At 50.6% G+C, this 19,384-nt stretch carries 6 protein-coding genes; all 6 read right to left on the bottom strand.

What is annotated here, in order from left to right:
• Positions 1–18: 18 nt before the first annotated feature.
• Genes ACRRNK_RS06830 through ACRRNK_RS06805 form a run of 6 tightly spaced genes read right to left on the bottom strand, consistent with a single transcriptional unit; the run spans position 19 to position 19,368 of the window.
• Positions 19–921: an alpha/beta hydrolase gene (locus ACRRNK_RS06830; protein ID WP_433946013.1), complete on the bottom strand. Its 903-nt coding sequence runs from the start codon at positions 919–921 to the stop codon at positions 19–21.
• A gap of 22 nt (positions 922–943) precedes the next feature.
• The gene (locus ACRRNK_RS06825) at positions 944–1,777 is read right to left on the bottom strand and encodes an ABC transporter permease (RefSeq protein ID WP_433946012.1); all 834 of its coding nucleotides are present in this window, start codon (positions 1,775–1,777) and stop codon (positions 944–946) included.
• Entirely contained in the window at positions 1,764–2,714 is a 951-nt protein-coding gene (locus tag ACRRNK_RS06820) for an ABC transporter ATP-binding protein (protein ID WP_433946011.1), read from the bottom strand. The genes ACRRNK_RS06825 and ACRRNK_RS06820 overlap by 14 nt, the downstream gene beginning before the upstream one ends.
• 27 nt (positions 2,715–2,741) lie before the next feature.
• Positions 2,742–3,473: a thioesterase II family protein gene (locus ACRRNK_RS06815; protein WP_433946010.1), complete on the bottom strand. Its 732-nt coding sequence runs from the start codon at positions 3,471–3,473 to the stop codon at positions 2,742–2,744.
• Positions 3,470–9,217, bottom strand: a complete 5,748-nt coding sequence (locus ACRRNK_RS06810; RefSeq protein WP_433946009.1) for an amino acid adenylation domain-containing protein — start codon at positions 9,215–9,217, stop codon at positions 3,470–3,472. The genes ACRRNK_RS06815 and ACRRNK_RS06810 overlap by 4 nt, the downstream gene beginning before the upstream one ends.
• Positions 9,218–9,225: 8 nt before the next feature.
• On the bottom strand, positions 9,226–19,368 hold the full coding sequence (locus tag ACRRNK_RS06805; RefSeq protein WP_433946008.1) for an amino acid adenylation domain-containing protein: 10,143 nt from the start codon (positions 19,366–19,368) through the stop codon (positions 9,226–9,228).
• Positions 19,369–19,384: the final 16 nt, after the last annotated feature.

Here is a 19,384-nt window from a genome sequence, read left to right as displayed (position 1 = left end):
TACTACTTGGACTGCCCTCTATCTGCCTGCATAAAATTTCAAATAGTTGTCCAGCTGGCTTCCCCAATAATTGGTATCATGTCCGCCAGGCCCGGAGTGCCACTCGGCAGACTTTTTCTGAGACTTTAGAATGTTGTACAAGCCTTGATCCTCTATGGATAGCTGGTCGGAATCGCCTGCATCCAAGTATATTTTGAGCCCAGCTAACTTTTTACTTCGGGCAAGGAGCAGCGGATCTCTCTGCTGTCTCAGCTTATCATTTGGATACAGCCAATCACGCTGATCGGTGAACTGATCCGCCTGGCTGTAGTCCCACAAGGCAGCGCTGTGTCCGCCGACCTTACTGTATAAGTTCGAATGATTAAATGCCAGGTACAAAGCGGCGTAACCACCCATTGAAGCTCCACCGATATACCGGCCTTCTTTCGACGCGATTGTGCTATAATGCCGATCTACATAGGTGATGAGGTCTTTCGTCAAGTAATCCTCATACATCCCTTCGTCCACCCCCCCCGGGTTGACCCCTTGCCCAGCCTTCGTGTTGACGCCAAAGCTGTTACCGTAGGCGGGGCACACGATAATGACGGGCTTTATAGTGCCTTCCCCAATCAATCGGTCCGCGGCCTTGTTCAAGCCCAGCCAAGAGAACCAGGAGCTCTCATTACCTCCGTAGCCGTACAGCATATACAGAACCGGATAATGTACCGCTGCGTTGTATCCGGGCGGTAAATATATCTCCGCGTTCATCTCTCTCTTTAAGGCGTGGCTCTTCAAAGTTACTGTTTGGATTGATGAAGCAGAAGCGGATTCGGTGACCGCTTTAGTATAAGGGGCGGCGGTGGCGGTGGCGGCTTGCTCCGCGCTATTCGCGCAACCAACTAGTAGAATAATGGACAAAATGGAAGCGGCTAATATTTTCATAAATTCCCTCCTTATTTCGATGCTATTCATGTCTCCAATCCATTTTCTTAACGACGATCCACAGGGACAAGCAGGTAAATGCCAGCAATGCCAACATATCAATCGTGACAGATGAAGACCAAATTCCCTGAAGCAGCTGCTTCAATCCGTCTGCGGCATAGGTGGTTGGAAAGACATACGAAACGACTTGCAATACAGAAGGGAGCTGATCGATATCGATCATGACCGGCGTGAGAAAATTCAAAAATACCATCAGCAAATTGGTCATCATGGTCGTCATGTCCTGGTTCGGCGATAGAAACCCGATAAGCGTTCCAAAACCCGCGGATCCTGAGATCGCAAGCAGAACGATCGGAATTAGCCCTATGTTCAAATGAATATCAACATGAAATACGAAATGCCCGACAACAGTCATAATGATTACAGAGGGCAGCGTCATCAGCAAACCTCGGATGATAAAAGCCAGTAAAAAGTTGATTTTGGAAATCGGCAGCGAGGCGTAAAATGTAAAATGCCCTTGATGTTTACTCCACGATATGTGATTGCCCAGCCCATTTATACTCATGATAATAATCGGAAAAATAATATTTCCGCTGACAATCCGCATGATCACATCCGGTGACGGAGACTCCAGGAAGAACTTCATGAACAACAGAGTCGAAAATGGAAAAAGCGATGCCATGACGATGACCCAAATCCAGGTCTCCCGTACTTCGGCGTACTGAATTCTTAGCAAATAGTACAGTTCAGCGCATGAAGAAAGTATTCCTTTGCGTGCTGTTCTCAGCGGGACATGTTCTGACAAAGCTGCGGCAGTCACATGCTGCTCCGCGGCGGCCTCGCTATTGATGCTCATGGCTATTCTCACCTCCCAGCTTGATGTACACGTCTTCGAGACTGGGCGGTACGATTTTGTAGGCTTCGCAGGACAGCTGATCAAGATGCTCTGTGATGTTGGATACCAAACGGCTGACTTCTTCTCGCTGCACGTGCATTTGCACCCGATTTTCACTCAGCGTTTCAACCGCCCCCCACTGGCTTAACAGCTGCTCCGCTTGTTCCCTGTAACCGCTAAGCAGAGTAATTTCCACCTTTAGACGCGGGTCCACCCGGTTTTTCAAATTGGTAATCGAATCGATGACCTGTAATTTCCCGTGATCGATAATCGCGGCACGGTCGACTACCTGCTCGGCTTCCAGCACATTATGGGTGACCAGCAGCACCGTCGTGCCTTGTTCCCTGTTCTTCTCGCGAACCAGGTCCCACACCAGCTTACGCTTTACCGGATCGAGCTCATTTGTCGGCTCATCCAAAATGAGCACCTCAGGATCTCCGGCCATGACCGCGGCAAGTCCGGCAAGCCTTCTCTGGCCGCCGGAAATGCGTTTGATCATTTTATCCGAAATTGGATTCAGATCGAATTTGTCTATCCATAACCGTGTTAAGCGATCCGCATCGATCCGGTTGATTCCTCTTAATCTAGCTGTTATGAAGATAGCTTCCTGTACGGTCAGGTTGGCAAGCGCCCACGATTCCTGCGCATAGTAACCAACTCGCCGCGCAACTTCACTCGAGTATCGAATGACATCACGTCCATACAAGGTAATTTGTCCGGACGTTGGCTTTGACTGCGCGACCATTTGTTTCACAAGAGTCGATTTTCCCGCGCCATTGGGTCCGAGTATCGCTAAGATTTCTCCTTCATGCACATCGAACGTGATATCCTCATTGGCGAGTTTTTTTCCTTTTTTATAGACTTTCCGTACGTTTTGGATTTCGTAGACCTTTCTCATCGGCCCCTCCCTCGTCTGCAGACAGAATTACGCTTGTTCCACCACGTTGTTGTCTCTTACAGTTCCCAAACATTCATGGAGCGCGGCGATAATTTCCCTGGTCCGTTCATAAATGAAAAAGTGGCCGCCTTCGAATTCATGATACTGGCATCCTTTAGACGTGAGCTTGTTCCATTCATGAATGTTCTCTCTTGTCCAAGGATCATCTTGTCCTGTCCACACAAAAAAGTCCGTGCTCAGCGGGGGTTCGTTATCATCGAACGCATAGGTCTCTAGCAACTGATAATCCGACCTTATAATCGGAAGGAAGAGATTCAGAAGCTCCGGATGCTCAAATAATTCCGGGCTGCTGAGTCCCATTTCTCTGATCTTCTCGGTGAATGCCTCGTCCTGGAGCTTGTGGATTTTCTCATCGCTTTCGTCCAAATGAGGCGGTATCCGGCCGGAGAAGACTACAGCGGCCGGACTATGAAATCCCATTCTGCGGATGTGCAGGCACATTTCATATACAAGTAAAGTTCCCATGCTGTGACCGAGCAGCGCGTAAGGTTGATCGCCTGCTTGCCGCTGAATCTGAGCGAATAGATCTATGACAGCTTCTTGGATGCTGTCATAGAACGGAAGATTCGCTTTCGCCCCGCGTCCATTTAATTCGAGAGGACACAGTTCAATCCATGGTTCGAGCTGCCTGCGCCATCTGCTGTATCCAGCAGCCGATCCTCCGGCATGCGCGAAGCAGAATAATTTGAGTGTTGTCATGTCAGATCACTTCCCCCGTTAGCAATCAGGAAATCTGACTGCTCTTCAATCGTCTGATAGCTGTACACAAACATATCCATCGGAACCTTGGCGTACTTTTCAACCTCAAGCTCCAGCTTCACCGCAAGCAGCGAATGCCCGCCAATCTCAAAGAAATTATCCTGAATCCCTACATCGGCCACGTTCAATACCGATTTCCACATCGCGATTAATTTCTCATCCAGTTCATGACGTGGGGGCATATAGGTATGCTCATTTACGGTGAATACCGCCTTCGGTTCAGGCAGACCTTTGCGGTTGATTTTCCCGTTAGGTGTTAAAGGCAGCTGCGGAATTTGCATGAACATACTAGGAATCATGTAGCCCGGGAGCACCTCCGCAAGCTGATCCCTGATCTCGCTAACCGGAATCTCCTGCGCAGCAGCATAATAAGCGCAGAGGAACTTGTTCCCGTCCTGATCCGTCAAATCGATGACGCAAGCTTCCAGGATGGAAGGCAATTTACACAGCTGGCTCTCGACTTCCCCCAGCTCGACACGGTAGCCGCGGATCTTCACCTGGTAATCCTTTCTCCCCAGAAATTCCATATTCCCGTCAGGAAGCAGCCGGCCCAAATCGCCGGTTCTGTACATCCTCACCGCACTGCCAGGCAAGAATGGATTAGGTACAAAGGAACGCTCCGTCCGCTCAGGATCATTCATGTATCCTCTGGCTACTCCCACGCCTCCAATGTACAACTCTCCCGCGACACCTTCCGGAACGGGATTGCCATCATCATCTAGCATATAAAAGTAGTTGTTAGCCAGCGGTCTGCCATATGGAATGCTGGATTGATAGGTGCCAACTTGCTCCACGGGATAATAATTGGACCATACCGTCGCCTCCGTTGCGCCGCCTAAGCTGATCACTCGGGCATTCGGAAAGATAGCGCGGATTCGCTCCGGCAATTGAACCGGGATCCAGTCTCCGCTCATAAAGACTAACCGCAGCGTATCATTACGCAGGGCTGAATCCAGCTGCTCTATATGCTGAACCAGATGATTCATCGTACTTGGAACCGAGTCCCAGAAAGTAATCCCTTCCTCCGAGATTAACCTGCTCAGCTGAGCTGGACTCTGCACCTGCTCTTTCTTCGCAATCACGACTTGTCCGCCTGCCGCAAGCATCCCGAATACATCATAGACAGACAAATCAAAGCACATCGATGTGATGAACAGCAGACGGTCCTGAACGGAGACCTGGAACGTATTGTTGACCCAATGAATTAAATTAACAGCGGCATGATGTTCAATCATGACGCCTTTGGGCATCCCCGTAGATCCCGAAGTATAAATAACATAGGCGAGTTCGGAAGAGTCCTGAGTGATGTCAATCGCATCCGCAGAGTATTCCGAAACGGATATCTCCTGCAGTACAATACACTGGGCCTGCTGAATGCCTTCAAGCGGCTGATCCGTGAGGACAACCGAGATTTGCGCATTCTCCATAATATAAGCGATCCGGTTCTGCGGAAAGTCGGGATCGATAGGGACATAAGCGGCCCCGCACTTGAGAATGCCCAGCATAGATACGACCATCTCAAAGCCGCGGCGAACCATTAGACCCACGTGACTGCCGCACTGGACTCCTTTGGACAGCAGCATTCGCGCGATACGATTCGAAGCACGGTCAAGCTCGCTGTATGTCATCACTTGCTCTTCGAAGCGAAGCGCCACGTTATCCGGGGTGCGCGTAGCCTGCTCGGTAAACAACTGATGCAGCGTTTTGTCTTTGGGATAATCGGCCTCCGTACGATTGAATGCGACAACGGTTTTATCGATCTGCTCGGCAAGCAGACAATCGGCGGCCTGAATCGTCTCCTCCTGATCGGCGAACCTCTCCAGTATCCGTACATACATATCAAAGGCCGTACGAATTTCATTGTCGTGAAAATAATTGGGAGAATATTTAAGCTGAATATGCAGTTGATGCAGCGTTCTGGATACTTCCAAGTCGAATAACGTATTGGTCATTTCGTTGGCATTAATCTTCATCTCGTTGCTGATCGGACCAATCGGGCGATCCGCCGAAATATCCACATTCTCGAGCACATGCATATCAATAAAGTTAAACAGCGTATCAAAGAACGGATTCTCACGCTGCCCGCTTTCCCCTACCGCCGCGGCGATATCGGACAAGAACATTTCGTGCGGCTTCGCTTCTCCAAGCAAACTGCGAATTTGGGCGATAAAAGCGTTCTTATTCAGCTTCTTCTCGGTCTGAATTCGGAACGGAACCGTGTTCAAGAAGCATCCGAGCACCTTCTCACTATCCATCACTTCCGGTCGGTCATGCGTCACTAAGCCGGTCACAATATCTTGCTCTGTCGTTAACAAGCTAAGCAGGTACAAGTGAGCGGCGAAGCATACTTCCATCAGCGTGCAGCCCAGCTCCTTGGCCTTCTTCTCCAGCGCCAGCAGCAAAGATGCATCCAGGCGTTCCCTGACGATTTTACCGGTTGGTATGTCATCCATTTTTCTGGATGTGAAATTGAAAGGAAGCTTGTTGCGCGAGTAATCGGCCAGTCTGTTGTTCCAATAAGACCGGGATTCCTCAGATGCAACCCGGCTCATTTGTATGGCGACATAATCCTTGTAACTCGCTTGCAAAGGCTCTGGAGCCACCACTTCCCCTTCGGTTAAGCGGGAATAAGTATCCACCAGTTCCGCAATTAAGGAAGCGACGCTCCAGCCGTCCAGGATGGCATGATGGAACGAGATCATCAAGCAATAATCAGATTCATCCACCCGATATAGACGGATGCGCCACAACCGTTCATTTTCAAACTTATATTTGAGCTTCAAATCCTCGTCCAGGTAAGCATGAAGACAACGCTCCTGTTCCAGCTTCGGCTTATCCGAAATATCCTCATAGACAAGCTCTGGTTCCATATCCTGATGAACGATTTGTACCGCTTCAACGAACGCAGACAAATGAATTGTCGTTCGCAGAATAGGATGTTTGCTGACCATCAGCCCAAGTGCATGCCCAAATCGCTGCAGGTCAAATGAACAGGCTGAGAACTGATAACAGAATTGATCATGGTAAATAGGTTCATTAGGGCGCATTCTGGAATAAAACACCATGCTTTGCTGAATGTTGCTTAATGGATACAGGTCTGTCCAATCTCTCGGAAGTGCCTTAGTTTGAACAGGATCATTCATAATTGAAGATTGCAGAAGCTCAATGCTAGCCATTCCAGCCTGCCGCTCTTGTGCTCCTTCAGCTGCATGTCTATTACGGACCAACTGCGCCAAACCTCGTATCGTCGGATTTTTATAGAAATCCTTTGACTTCACATGGACTTGAAACTCCTGATTGACTTGACTAATCAACCGAATAACCTTGATGGAATCGCCGCCCAGCATAAAAAATGAATCCTCTACGCTGGATGAATCCAGCGCGAGCTCAGCTGACCATAATTTCTCAATCGCACGTTCCGTATCATCTGCGGGACTTAAGTGCTCCGTATGTGTTAGCTGAGCTTTGTCCGGCTTAGGCAGCGCGGAGCGATCGGCTTTGCCATTCGGTGTAAGCGGGATGCGTTCCAGGGGAACAACATACGCAGGGATCATGTACGCAGGAAGCTGATCGGACAGGAACAGTTGAATTTGATCTGCTGTTAGAGCATGATCACTAACGACATAGGCGCAAAGATAGCTGTCTCCCTTGTCATCTCGGAGTGCGGTTACGATCGCTTCCCGAATATCAGAATGGCGAAGGAGTTGATGCTCAATCTCACCGCATTCAATTCGTTGTCCTCTGATCTTGACTTGATGGTCGATACGACCCGCGTATTCTATCGTGCCATCCGTTAGCCAGCGAGCCAGGTCGCCTGTCCGGTACATGAGCTTTCCTGGCTCAAATGAATTCGGTACGAACTTTTGCCCGGTCAGCTCCGGCTGGTTCCAATATCCACGGGCTACCCCTTCCCCGGAAATACATAATTCCCCTATTACACCTTCAGGCTGCAAACGATCATCCGCATCAACGATATATAAGCGAATGTTATCGATTGGACGTCCAATCGGAACGGTATACGTTAAGGGAGCGCTGAGGCAATCAAAGTACGACACATCAACCGTCGCTTCCGTAGGACCATAGAGATTGACCAGATCCGCACCAGAGGAGCGATGAACCAGCTGCTCGAAGCGCTGAACCTGTTGAACCTGCAGGGCTTCTCCGCTTGCGAACACTCTTCGTAGAGAAGCGGCGGCATGGCCGCGTTCATTACGCTCCAGATGATCCAGAAATAATGAAAGCATCGAAGGAACAAAATGCATGGTCGTAACACGATAATCATCGATGGCCTGCAATATCTCCTCGGGGTCTTTCTCTCCTCCCGGTTCAAGCAAACAGACCGAGGCTCCAGCCATGCACCACCAGAACAGCTCCCATACCGAGACGTCGAATGTAACCGGCGTCTTGTGCAGTATCACATCATCTTCGCTTAGCGGGTATTGTCTTTGCATCCACTGCAGCCGATTGATAACGGAGCGGTGTTCTACCATAACCCCTTTCGGATTCCCTGTAGATCCCGACGTATAGATCAGATACGCCAAGTTCGCGGATGTCACCTCGATATTCAAATCAGAATGATCGTATTGATAGAGCGCAGGATCTTCCAGATCGAGAACAATTCGATCTGCAGACAGCCCGCTGATAGCTTCCAGGCCATCCTGTGCCGCCAAAACCCATGCAGCACCGCTGTCCTCCAGCATATGGCGGATACGTTCCTTCGGATGTGCCGGGTCGATCGGCAGATAGGCACCGCCAGACTTCAATATCGCCATAATCGCGATGATCAACTCGAAGGAACGCTGCGCCATAACGGCCACAGGCTGATCAGGCTTAACCCCGCATGCCACTAAATGTCGGGCTAACTGGTTCGCCCTGTGGTTCAGGGATTCATAGGAAAGCGTTTCTTCCCCGCAGAATAGAGCCGTGCGGCCCGGATTCCGGAGGGCTTGAAGCTCCAAGTATTGGTGGAGCAGTCCCTCCTTATTGAACTCCCTTTCCGTATCGTTATACGTAACGAGCATACGATGCCTCTCGTCTTCGCTGACGAGATCCAATTCCCGCATGGGCCGTCCCGGCTCCTGTAGAGCCTTCTGGATCAAACTCAGCCAATGTTCGGCCATTTGAGCTATTCGCTGCTCCGTATATACATCCAGACTGTAATGAATTCGCAGCTTAAGCTGGCCGGACTCGCGATACAATCCGAACGCCAGGTCGGAATAGGCGAAGTCGGCTGCGTTATCTCCGTGCAGCGTATCCATATAGACGAGCGCCGACTTTAGCGGCTCGCCCTTGGAGGAAAATATTGATGCGGCGATTGCTTCCGTTGCCTGCTCCTTGACAAGCTGCAGCCAGTCTTTGAAAGTTTCTTCTCCCTGCAAGCTTGCGGATACCTCGATTGCCTGCTGCTTGTGCCGCTGCGCCTGCCCGCGAACCGTAAATTCAGGGATCGCTGCAGTGATCGATGAATCACCTGAATATCGGGTGAGCAGATACATCGTGCTAGCCAGCACAACCATGAACAAAGCAGCATCCGATTCCCTGCTGACAGCAAAGAGTCGCGATACAAGTTGTTCCGGCAAATCTAATACGTACACGCCATTCGATAGAATCGAACGGCTGGACGCAATCGGCTCCGAGGAGGCTGGGGTTGTCCCCTTTTTTGGCAAGTAAATGTTCGTCATCATACATCTCCCTATAATTCAAAATGAAATTGAATATCTCCGAGCGGGTTGTCCGCTGCTGCACTAGCACTTATTCCCGGAAGCAATTCGCTGAGATTCGCGTCTAAGTCTGAGACCATCATGGCCAGGATCTCTTGATAGCGGTCGAACAGGTTCACGATGGTGTTATCTGTGAACAAGGCTGTGCGGAATTCAAACGTTAATTCAATTTCGTCAAGAAGTTCCAGCGCCTCCAGCGTGATATCGAATTTGGCACAAGGATGGTCAAAAGGATACGCTGTAAGGGTGATTTGCTCAGTCTCGATTTGCTTCATATTGACATTCTGCAAAATAAACAAGGCATCGAAGACAGGGTTCCGTGATCTATTCCGCGGGTGCGGCAAATTCTCGGCTAACTGTTCAAACGGATATTCCTGATGCTCGAACGCTTCAATAACCGTATGCTTATATTCATTCAAATAATCGGCAATCGTCTGCTCTTCACGAACCTTGGACCTTAAAACAATGGTGTTAACGAACATCCCTATCAGTCTCTCCGTATCTGGATGCGATCTCCCCGCCACATGAGAGCCGATGGCGATATCCGTCTGAGATGCATATTCAGCAAGCGTAAGCTGGTAAGCCGCCGCCAAGACCATATAAAGTGTCGTTCCCGTGTGACGCATCAGATTCTGGATCGGACCGGAATCGATCGTTCGCACGATTCGTCTGCCTTCCGCGCTGTCATCTTCTGTTCGTGCGTAATCGGTTGGCAGAGCCTTCGCCGGATTATAATCAGCCAATTGATTCAGCCAATAGATCTCTTGCTTGCGCAGCGTTTCGCTTTCCAGATGGTCCCTCTGCCAAACTGCGTAGTCCTTATATTGAACAGGGAGTGTAGGCAGTGTCCTTCCCTCATACAGCTCGATCCACTCCAAGGCCATATTTCGTATGGACGCACCATCCGATACGATATGGTGAATATCCAGAAGCAGCAGATGCCGATGCTCAGAGATCCGGCTAAGACCTACACGGAGCAGCGGAGCCCCGCCAAGCTTGAAAGGCCGAATGAACGAACGAGCGATTCCGGCAATTTGATCGGATGCCTCTGGCAAATGTTCGATTACTACGGAGACATTGGTGTGCACCTTTTGCACGAATTGCCCCTCTACAATTTCAAAAGAAGTACGCAAGCTTTCATGCCGCTCTATCAAGGCCTGCCAAGCAAGGGTGAACCGCGCCTCATCCAGTGTGCCATCAAGCAGGAACACACCCGGCATATTGTAGCTGACATCGTCCTCATCCAGCTGCTGCATGACGAAGATCCGATGCTGACCCGAAGATAGCGGATAAAAGGCGGATTCGGCCGCTTTGGGAATCGGCTGAAAGAGTGACTTGCCCTTCTGCTGCAGGGCGTGCGCCATTTGTTCAATGGTCGGACTCCGGAATACGTCGCCCAGCTGTATATCAACCTCATACTCCTTATGAATGCGGGCCACCAGCAGCGCAGCTTTTAGGGAATCTCCCCCGACTTCAAAGAAAGAATCCCGCACGCTGATCTGGCTGCGCCCCAGCATTTCCTCCCACAAAACTGCAAGCTTGTGCTCCATGGCTGATCTTGGAGCCACATAATCTGCGGACCGCAGAGAATCCGGCTCAGGCAATGCCTGCTTGTCGATCTTGCCGCTTGGAGTAAGCGGGAACTGATCCAGCTGAACATAGGTGACGGGCACCATATATTCTGGCAGGCTCTGCAGCAGACCATCTCTCAGCTCTCCAGCCGATATGGACCTTGACCCGGTGTAATAAGCGCACAAATAGGCTTCTTGGCCCGGTCCTGTGAGACTGAGAACAATTTGATCAATAATCGCTTCCTGTTTCGCAAGCGCGGCTTCGATCTCTCCGATCTCGATCCTGAACCCGCGAATCTTCACCTGGTCGTCAATTCTTCCGCAGTATTCAATCGTTCCATCCGGCAGCCAGCGGCCAAGATCTCCTGTCCGGTACAAGCGTTCCCCCGGATGAAAAGGATGCTTGATGAACTTCTCACGGGTTAAGTCATCCTTGCCCAAGTAGCCGCGGGCCAGCCCCGCGCCTCCAACGCAAATTTCACCAACAACGCCAATCGGCTGAAGCCGCAGATCCCTGTCTACGATATAGATGCTCGTATTCGTGATCGGCCTTCCGATCGGCACAGGCGCTGATTCAGTACGCCCCTCTAGTTCCGCTTCCCATATCGTTGCGCAAATCGTGGTCTCCGTAGGGCCATATGCATTGAAGTAGCGCACATATGGCTTCCATCGACGGATCAATTCGAAATTCGTGGCCGAACCGGCCGTAATGATCTTAGTCAGCGTCTGGAGCCGCGGCGGCTGCAAATGCACCGTATAAGTAGGAGGAAGTGTAGCCACAGTGATTTGATGCTCATTCATGAAATCCTCGAACTTACGGTAATTCAGCAGATCCTCCTTCGCTGCGAGCACCAGGGTTGCCCCGGTCGTTAACGCCATGAAAATTTCCCACACCGATGCGTCGAAAGAAAGACTCGCAAATTGTACGATTCGATCTGCTGAGGTGACACCGAGTTCCTGTTCAAAGAACACTTTCAAATTCAGCAGTCCGTTATGCTGGACCATCACGCCCTTTGGTTGCCCTGTTGAACCTGATGTGTAGATCACATAGGCAAGGTCTGTAGGCTTCGATGCGCGGACAAGATTACCGCACTCTTCTTGATCGTAAGACTTCGAAATATCCAGCCATTCGCCATCAAACTGAACCAAACCGGCATAACTTGGATGACCCAGCACAAACCTTGTCCCGCTGTCAGCCATCATATAGGCCAAGCGTTCCCGCGGATAAGCAGGGTCCAGAGGCAAATAGGCGCCCCCGGCTTTCAGCACAGCAAGGATGCCGACAACCATCTCCAGGGATCGATCGGCCATAATGCCGATGACACCATTCGCTGTTACGCCACGGCCGCGCAAGTCATGCGCCATCCGATTCGCTCTCTCGTTCAATTCACGATAAGTCATAGTTCGGTTCCCGAACGCCAATGCGATATGATCCGGCTGTAAATCCGCTATTCCTTCCACACATTCAGGCACGGTTTGATCGGATGAATATGGCGTAGGGCGCGGGTTGAATTCCTGAAGCAGTCTGATCTGCTCGGCATCCGGCAGCATGTTAATCTGCGAAAGGATCATCTTGTTATCCCGCAGGATAGATTCGAGAATCTGTACGTAATGGCCCGCCATTCGCTCGATCGTCTCGCGGTCAAACAATTGCGCGGCATATTCAAATGTAAACGTGAATTGATCAGGCCGATCAATAACCTCCAGCGTGATATCGAACCGGCTGTGCCGAATCGGTAATTCGTAAGGCATAAACTTAAGATCGCCAGCCTGGCGAATACCTTGGTCCATGTTTTGCAAGACGAAGAACACATCGAATAAAGGATTGCGAGATGCATCCCGCTTAATTTGCAGCTGATCGACTAGCTCCTCGAAAGGATAGGACTGATGCTCAAAAGACTGCAGCGTATAGCTCTTCACCTCAGCAAGATAATCGCTGAAGGATTTATGCCCTTCGGGATGCAGCCGCAGCGGCAGCGTGTTCACGAACATGCCGATCAACGGTTCAAGGTCCGCATGGGTTCTACCGGCAACCGGAGAACCAATGATGATATCATTCTGCCCGGTGTATTTGGACAACAGGATGGAGAATGCAGCAAGCATAATGTGATAAGTCGTCGTTCCTGTGCCAGCGGCCAGCCGTTCCAACCCATTACGTAGAGCGGCGCCCGCTTCCAGATGAAATCTTGAGCCTTCCGTTAGGTTGCTGCCGAGCGAAACCCGCGGCCGATCGAGCGGCAGATCCAGTAATGGCAATTCGCCCCTCAACCGATCCAGCCAGTAGGCTTGGTGCAGCTTATGAGACTCCTGTTGCAAAGACTGCTGCTGCCAGACGGCGTAATCCTTATATTGAATCGTGAGCTCCGTCCTCGGCTGCAAGCCTTCGTATGCATCTATAACTTCCCTCATCATGTTCATCATCGATACGCCATCCGAGACCAGATGGTGCATATCGATGAACAGCACATGCTTGTCCACGTCCATCTGAAGCAGCCCTGCGCGAAGCAGCGGAGCTTGGTCCAGCTTGAACGGACGCACAAACCGGGCTGCAGCCGCATCCGTAAGAAGATCGGCCTCATCCGCTTGAACAATATCCCCATCCAGCTCTTCCAGTGCGAAAGCAGCTTCCTGTTCAATTCGCTGAACAGGGCCCTCTGCCGTCCAGTGGAATGAAGTGCGCAGACTCTCATGGCGCTCAAGAATAAGCCGGAACGCCTGTTCCAACCTGCCATCATCCAGCTTCCCTTCTATCCTGAGCGCACCTGGCATATTGTAGCTCGTCCCGGCCGGATCCAACTGATGCAGAATCAGCAGCCTTTTCTGAGCAGAGGATACGGGATAGTGGTCTAGAATAGGCGCTTTCGGGATCGAAAGTACAGGGCTTGATGTATCCTCTGACGAGTGCAAGATCCGTATTTTCCCTGCCATTTCTCTAAGAGTCGGATGCTGAAAAATATCCTTTAGCGTGATCGGAACATGGAACTGCTTATGAATTCGCGATGCCAGCGAAGCTGCATGCAGAGAATTGCCGCCAATATGGAAGAAGTGATCGTCCAGACCAATAGGACGCCCATGAAGCAAAGCTTCCCAAAGCTCAGCCAAGGTTCGTTCCGTATCGTCCGAAGGAGCTGCGTAGGCCGCCCGCTTCAAATCTCCCGAATGCTCCCGCTGCGGGAGCTGCATAATCGATGCAGCCGTATGATATTGAAGCGGAAGCCAGTAGACTTTGTGCTTCATGCCAGCCGCATCGTTATCGTCAAGCTCCATTTCCCATTCCAGCGGTCTCTCAGCCTGTACCGCTTCTTCCTCTTCAGTGAATAAGGTTGCTGTCGCCGCAATCTCCGCAACAGGCAGCGCTACTTCAGCCTCTATGCTTGATTCGGCGAAGACATCTGTTAACTCGATACATCCGGCCGAATCCGCGATAGCTTCGAGCGGCAGATTATATAGATGAGCATCATCCTTATGCCCGTCCTCCGCCCAGCCGGATGCAGACAAGAACTGGCGGAACGGCTCATTTTTGGAGCTTGGCCGATAAGCCGCCTGAATCTGTGTTATACCGATGCTTAAGCCGAACTGCTTGAGAACAGACAGGATCGCATATTCAATTCGTCTTCCCAGAACTCTGCAGCTCAGCAGAAATGTATCTAACATCAAAGTATCCTGCTGCGTGCGGCCAATCACCAATCCCACTAGACCATAGTCGCCAAAACGGTCACGCACCTCAACGGTCCAGCATTTCCACCCGGGCTCAGTCATTAATGTCCGAACCTCGTCCTCCGTTCTGCGAATCGTACTCATGTTGAATTGGTTCGTCCGCTCTGTAAGCTGGGCAGCACGCGGAATGTTTGCTGTCTCCAGTTCCTTCATTCTCATTTGAAGCTTCAAATCCCGCATGAATTCATCTAGTGAAAGCTCCGACTGTTCCTTCAGCGCTTTCCGCTGGTTCTCAGCTCTATACATAGACGTACGATTCCGATCTTCTTCTGTGCTGCGGGTCCGGTCGAAGGCCCAAATATGCTTCAAATACGCATGGATTTGCGCCGGATCACTCGGAAGCTGAATCGTCAGCACATCCGGACAGTTCAGCATCACTTCCCGGCATTCTACGGGATTGTCATCGATGAAGATAAAGCTGTCCAGTCCCAGATTAAGCTCCTCGGACAGTTCCCGGAGATTGGCCGATTTGGCCTGCCAGTTAATTTTCCAGCCTACAAGATGCTCTTTCCTTAGCGGCATACCGGGTTGCTTATCAAAAACTTCCCAGACGTCGGCTTCATTGTTCTTGCTGCAAAGCGCCAGCAGCATGCCCTGCTCGCTGAGCGTAATCATCATCTGCTGCAGCTCCTGGTAAGGCCGCACACCAGATGCGCCGGCTTCCCCGCATACCCCCTGCCACAGGGTATTGTCGCAATCCAGTACAATGACCTTGAAATCGGGCCTTCTCCAAGACACGATCCGTCTTGCAGCAACGGTACCCAGAGCTGCATAATACTCATCTGTAAAAGGAATATGGGCTTCCTGATTCTTGACTCTATCGAACACCTCAGGGATCTGATATCTGCGCTCGATATCGCTAAGATCCAGCAGGGTTACATGCTCAATCGGCGCAATCATTTGCTTGAAACGCTCATTCAGATCGCGGATATAGGTGGTGACAACGGGATGATACTCATCGCTTGGCTGGAAGACAGCCATCCATAAAGAACCCTTACTCGGAAAGTTCCGAATCGCCTGAATGAGATCGACATAGCTTCTTTCTAACTGCTGGATCTGCTGGTCCTGGGTTAACGTCTCTCCCCCAATCCAGTCTTCAAAACGGATGAGCAGCAGATTAACTCCCTGATTCGCCGCGAGCAAGCTGTCCGGGCTCAGTAACTGCTGAAATACCTGGTGATAGGGAGCGAACGAGATTTCTGCTTGAACCTGGAATCGTTCACACCACCATTGGATATAATTCTCAATCGGTTCTGCGGTAAATGTGGCACTAACAGCAATGGATACAGCCTGGTTAGCGACTTCTGCTTGCTTTAGAGGGGCAAGCGCCTCGTAGTGAGCTAATTCCTTATACGAATCGTTCAAAATGTCAGAAATGATTCCCATGAACGCGTCTCTGAACGAGTGCATCGTAGTCTCGTCAAACAGATCGGTACTGTAATTCAACACGGCATGCAGACTGCCTTCAGCCTGTTCCCACATATCCATTTTCACATCTAGCATGGACGTATGCTGTGGAATCGGATATTCCGCAACATGCAAGCCCTCTTGCCCAAGCAGCATACTGTCCTGCGAATTCATCTTAAATTCGTTATGGAAGACGAACATCGTATCGTAGACAGGATTGCGGGATGGGTCGTGCTTAAAGTCTAGATTTTGCAGCATGCTGTCAAACGGATAATCATGCTCATAAGCGCTGATAATCTGTCCATGTACGTCCTTGGCATACACCTTAAAGCTTGAACGTTCATCAATTCTTAGCCGAATAGGCAGGAAATTAATGAACATACCCATCATCGCTTCCAGATCCGGATGATTCCGTCCCGAGACCAAAGTAGCAATGATCATGTCATCCTGGCCCGAGAATTTACGAATCAACAAGGAATAGAGCGCAAAGCAAAGCGAATGGAGCGTGACCTGATTCTTGGCCGCCAGTTCACGCAGCGCGTGGACTTGTTCGCTCGGTATCGTGAATCGCAGTGACTGACCGTCGAACGTCTTCACTTCCGGCCGCTTGCGATCAGCAGCAAGACTCAGGATAGGAAGCGGACTAGAAAGCTGCTTCGACCAATACTCCGCCCGTTGCTCTAAAGCACCGCTGCTTAATTGACTATTCAGCCATACCGCATAATCCTTATACTGCACCTGTACAGGCGCCACCGGCAGCCCCTGATACAAGGCACAAAATTCCCGAATAAAAATGCTGTTCGTTACTCCGTCGGAAATAATGTGATGCATATCGAGCATAATAATATGCTCAGTTGCCGTTAGGGTGAAGACTCCTACTCGGATTAATGGCGCATGGGCCAAATCAAACGGCTCAATAAAGGCTTCGATCCGTTCATCCACCTGCGCTTCGGAAGCCTCGAACAAGGCCACCTTAATCTCCAAATGCGGCAGCACGCGCTGAATGGGTTCGCCATCCACGAAATCGAATACCGTTCGAAAGGCTTCGTGACGCTCTACAATTTGATTGATCGCCTTTTGGGCCCGGGCCGCATCCAGTTCTCCTTCCACCTTGACGCAAAATGGCGCATGATGGCTCGTCTGAATATGTTCCATTTGCTCTTGGATGTAGACGCGCTGCTGGGAAGGTGTTAACGGATATCCGTCAGCCTGCTTGGCTGGAACCAAGCGGAATGTGTCTGACTCTACTTCAGGCAGGGCAGGCAATCGCCGTGAATCAATCCACTCCGCCAGCGAGTTGATCGTGACATACCTCAGTAAATCGGCGATCTCGATAGAGACGTCAAATTCCTTTTTCATGCGGTTGGCAATTTTCAAGGCCAGAATCGAATCCCCGCCAAGTTCATAGTACGTATCCTCAATATGAAGCTCCTGAATCCCTAAAATATCCCCCCAAATATTCGCGATTGTTCGTTCAGTAATAGAATATTGTTCTGACTCTCTTCCGCGCAGTTTCACTTCGGATAGATGCTCTCCGTCATGGCGGCTTGCCTCCGGAGAAGCAGCGAGTGCACTTTCATCAATGTCCAGCCAGCAGCGTGTTCTCTCGAATTGGTACGTAGGAAGAGAGATTCTTTTTCTGCGTTCGCCCGAGTATAAGGAAGACAAGTCCACACTCGCCCCATCCACATAGGAAGCTGCGAGTTGGCTCAAATCTTCCAACGGATCTAATGCTATTTCAGTAGCAGATAAAGCTTGGGAACGCCCTTGTCCTGCTGCCTCTCGCTTGGAATCTCCATAGTAGATCCTGAACTGCTCGCTTGTATGAAGGCCGTTTTCCTTGACGCGGCGCAGCTGCTGCATCCATTCCTCTTTGGTGCCAAAAACCATGGCAAGCCGGTAAGCGTAATGCCCTCTCCCTACACTTGCGGTAAAACAAATGTCACGCAGGCGATCCTCTGGCAGATCATATTCGCAGTAAGCATCGACCAGACGGCGAAGTGATTCTTCACTGCTGGCGGATATCACGAATAAATGTGGACCAAGTTCCTCATCTGCCATCGGTCCCGATTGAAATTCCTCCAACACAACGTGACAGTTGGTGCCGCTCATTCCGAAAGAACTTACACCGCTTCTTCGCGGATGCCCGTCAGCCTCCCAAGCCGTCAGTTCATCGGATACGTACACCGGTGAATCAATAAATGAAATCTTCGAGTTCGGCTTGTTAAAATGCAGGATAGGCGGGATTTGCTTGTGCTTCAGCGCAAGCACCGCTTTCAGAACACCCATTAATCCAGCGGCGTGATCGAGGTGCCCGAGGTTCGTTTTGACGGAACCCACAGCGGCGAATTGCTTTCTGTCCGTGAACTGACGAAAAGCACGGTTTATCGCATCACTTTCGATCGGGTCCCCAAGCTTCGTTCCAGTACCGTGAGCCTCCATATAACCAATCGTGGCCGGGTCGATCCCGGCATTCGTCCACGCGCGAACCAGGACATCCTCCTGGGCCAGTACATTTGGAGCCGTGAGTCCAATCGACCGACCGTCCTGGTTCACCGCGCTTCCTTTTATGACACCATAAATGGAATCGCCATCCTCCATCGCCTTACTGAAGGGCTTGATAACCAGAGAAATGACACCTTCCCCTCCTCCAGTACCGTCTGAGCTGTCGTCGAATGTTCTTGCCCGCCAATCGGAGGATTCAATGCCGATCTTGATTTCATCAAGAGGCAGCAAATTAACTTTCACACTGCCTACAATCGCCGATTCACACTCTCCATTCCGGATGGACTGACAGGCTGTATGTAAGGCCACCAAGGAGGAGGAACAAGCTGTGTCCATACACACACATGGGCCTCTAAGATCAAGGACATAAGCGATTCTTCCCGCCGTCACACTGATCAAGTTGCCTGGAACCGCATAGGACAACAGCGATAAATCCGATTCCGAAATCATCCGTTTGTAGTCGTATATCGCATCATTGTTCAGACCGATGAATACGCCCGTCCGGCTGCCGGCAAGCGCATCCCCTCCATACCCTGCATCCTCGACCGACTTCCAGACCGTCTCAAGCAGCAGGCGCTGATTCGGTGACATCAAGCTCGCTTCCTTGGGAGACAACCGGAAAAAGGCATGGTCAAATTTATCGATTTCATCCAGATAAGCCCCGTCCATGTAGCCTGCAGACGGATTAGCCCTTCTTCTTGCCTGCATGAAAGGCTCTGTATCTTTCCGGCGGCCATGTGGGAATTCGGAAATGAAGTCCACGCCGTTCTTCAGAAATTCCCATAGTTCATCCAAATCCTTAACAATTGGCAGGTTGGCCGATATCCCGATAATAGCGATATCCTGGACGGATAATTCCTCAATTTCAAAGTCGTCTTCTGTGGGCTGCTCATCAAGCCAGTTCAAATTCAACATCCTGATCCTCCTCGAA

This window comes from Paenibacillus sp. SN-8-1 (genome assembly GCF_050995535.1).
Classification (GTDB): domain Bacteria; phylum Bacillota; class Bacilli; order Paenibacillales; family Paenibacillaceae; genus Fontibacillus.
Note: the sequence above shows the minus strand (reverse complement) of the source record. Positions and strands in the feature narration are given on the sequence as shown.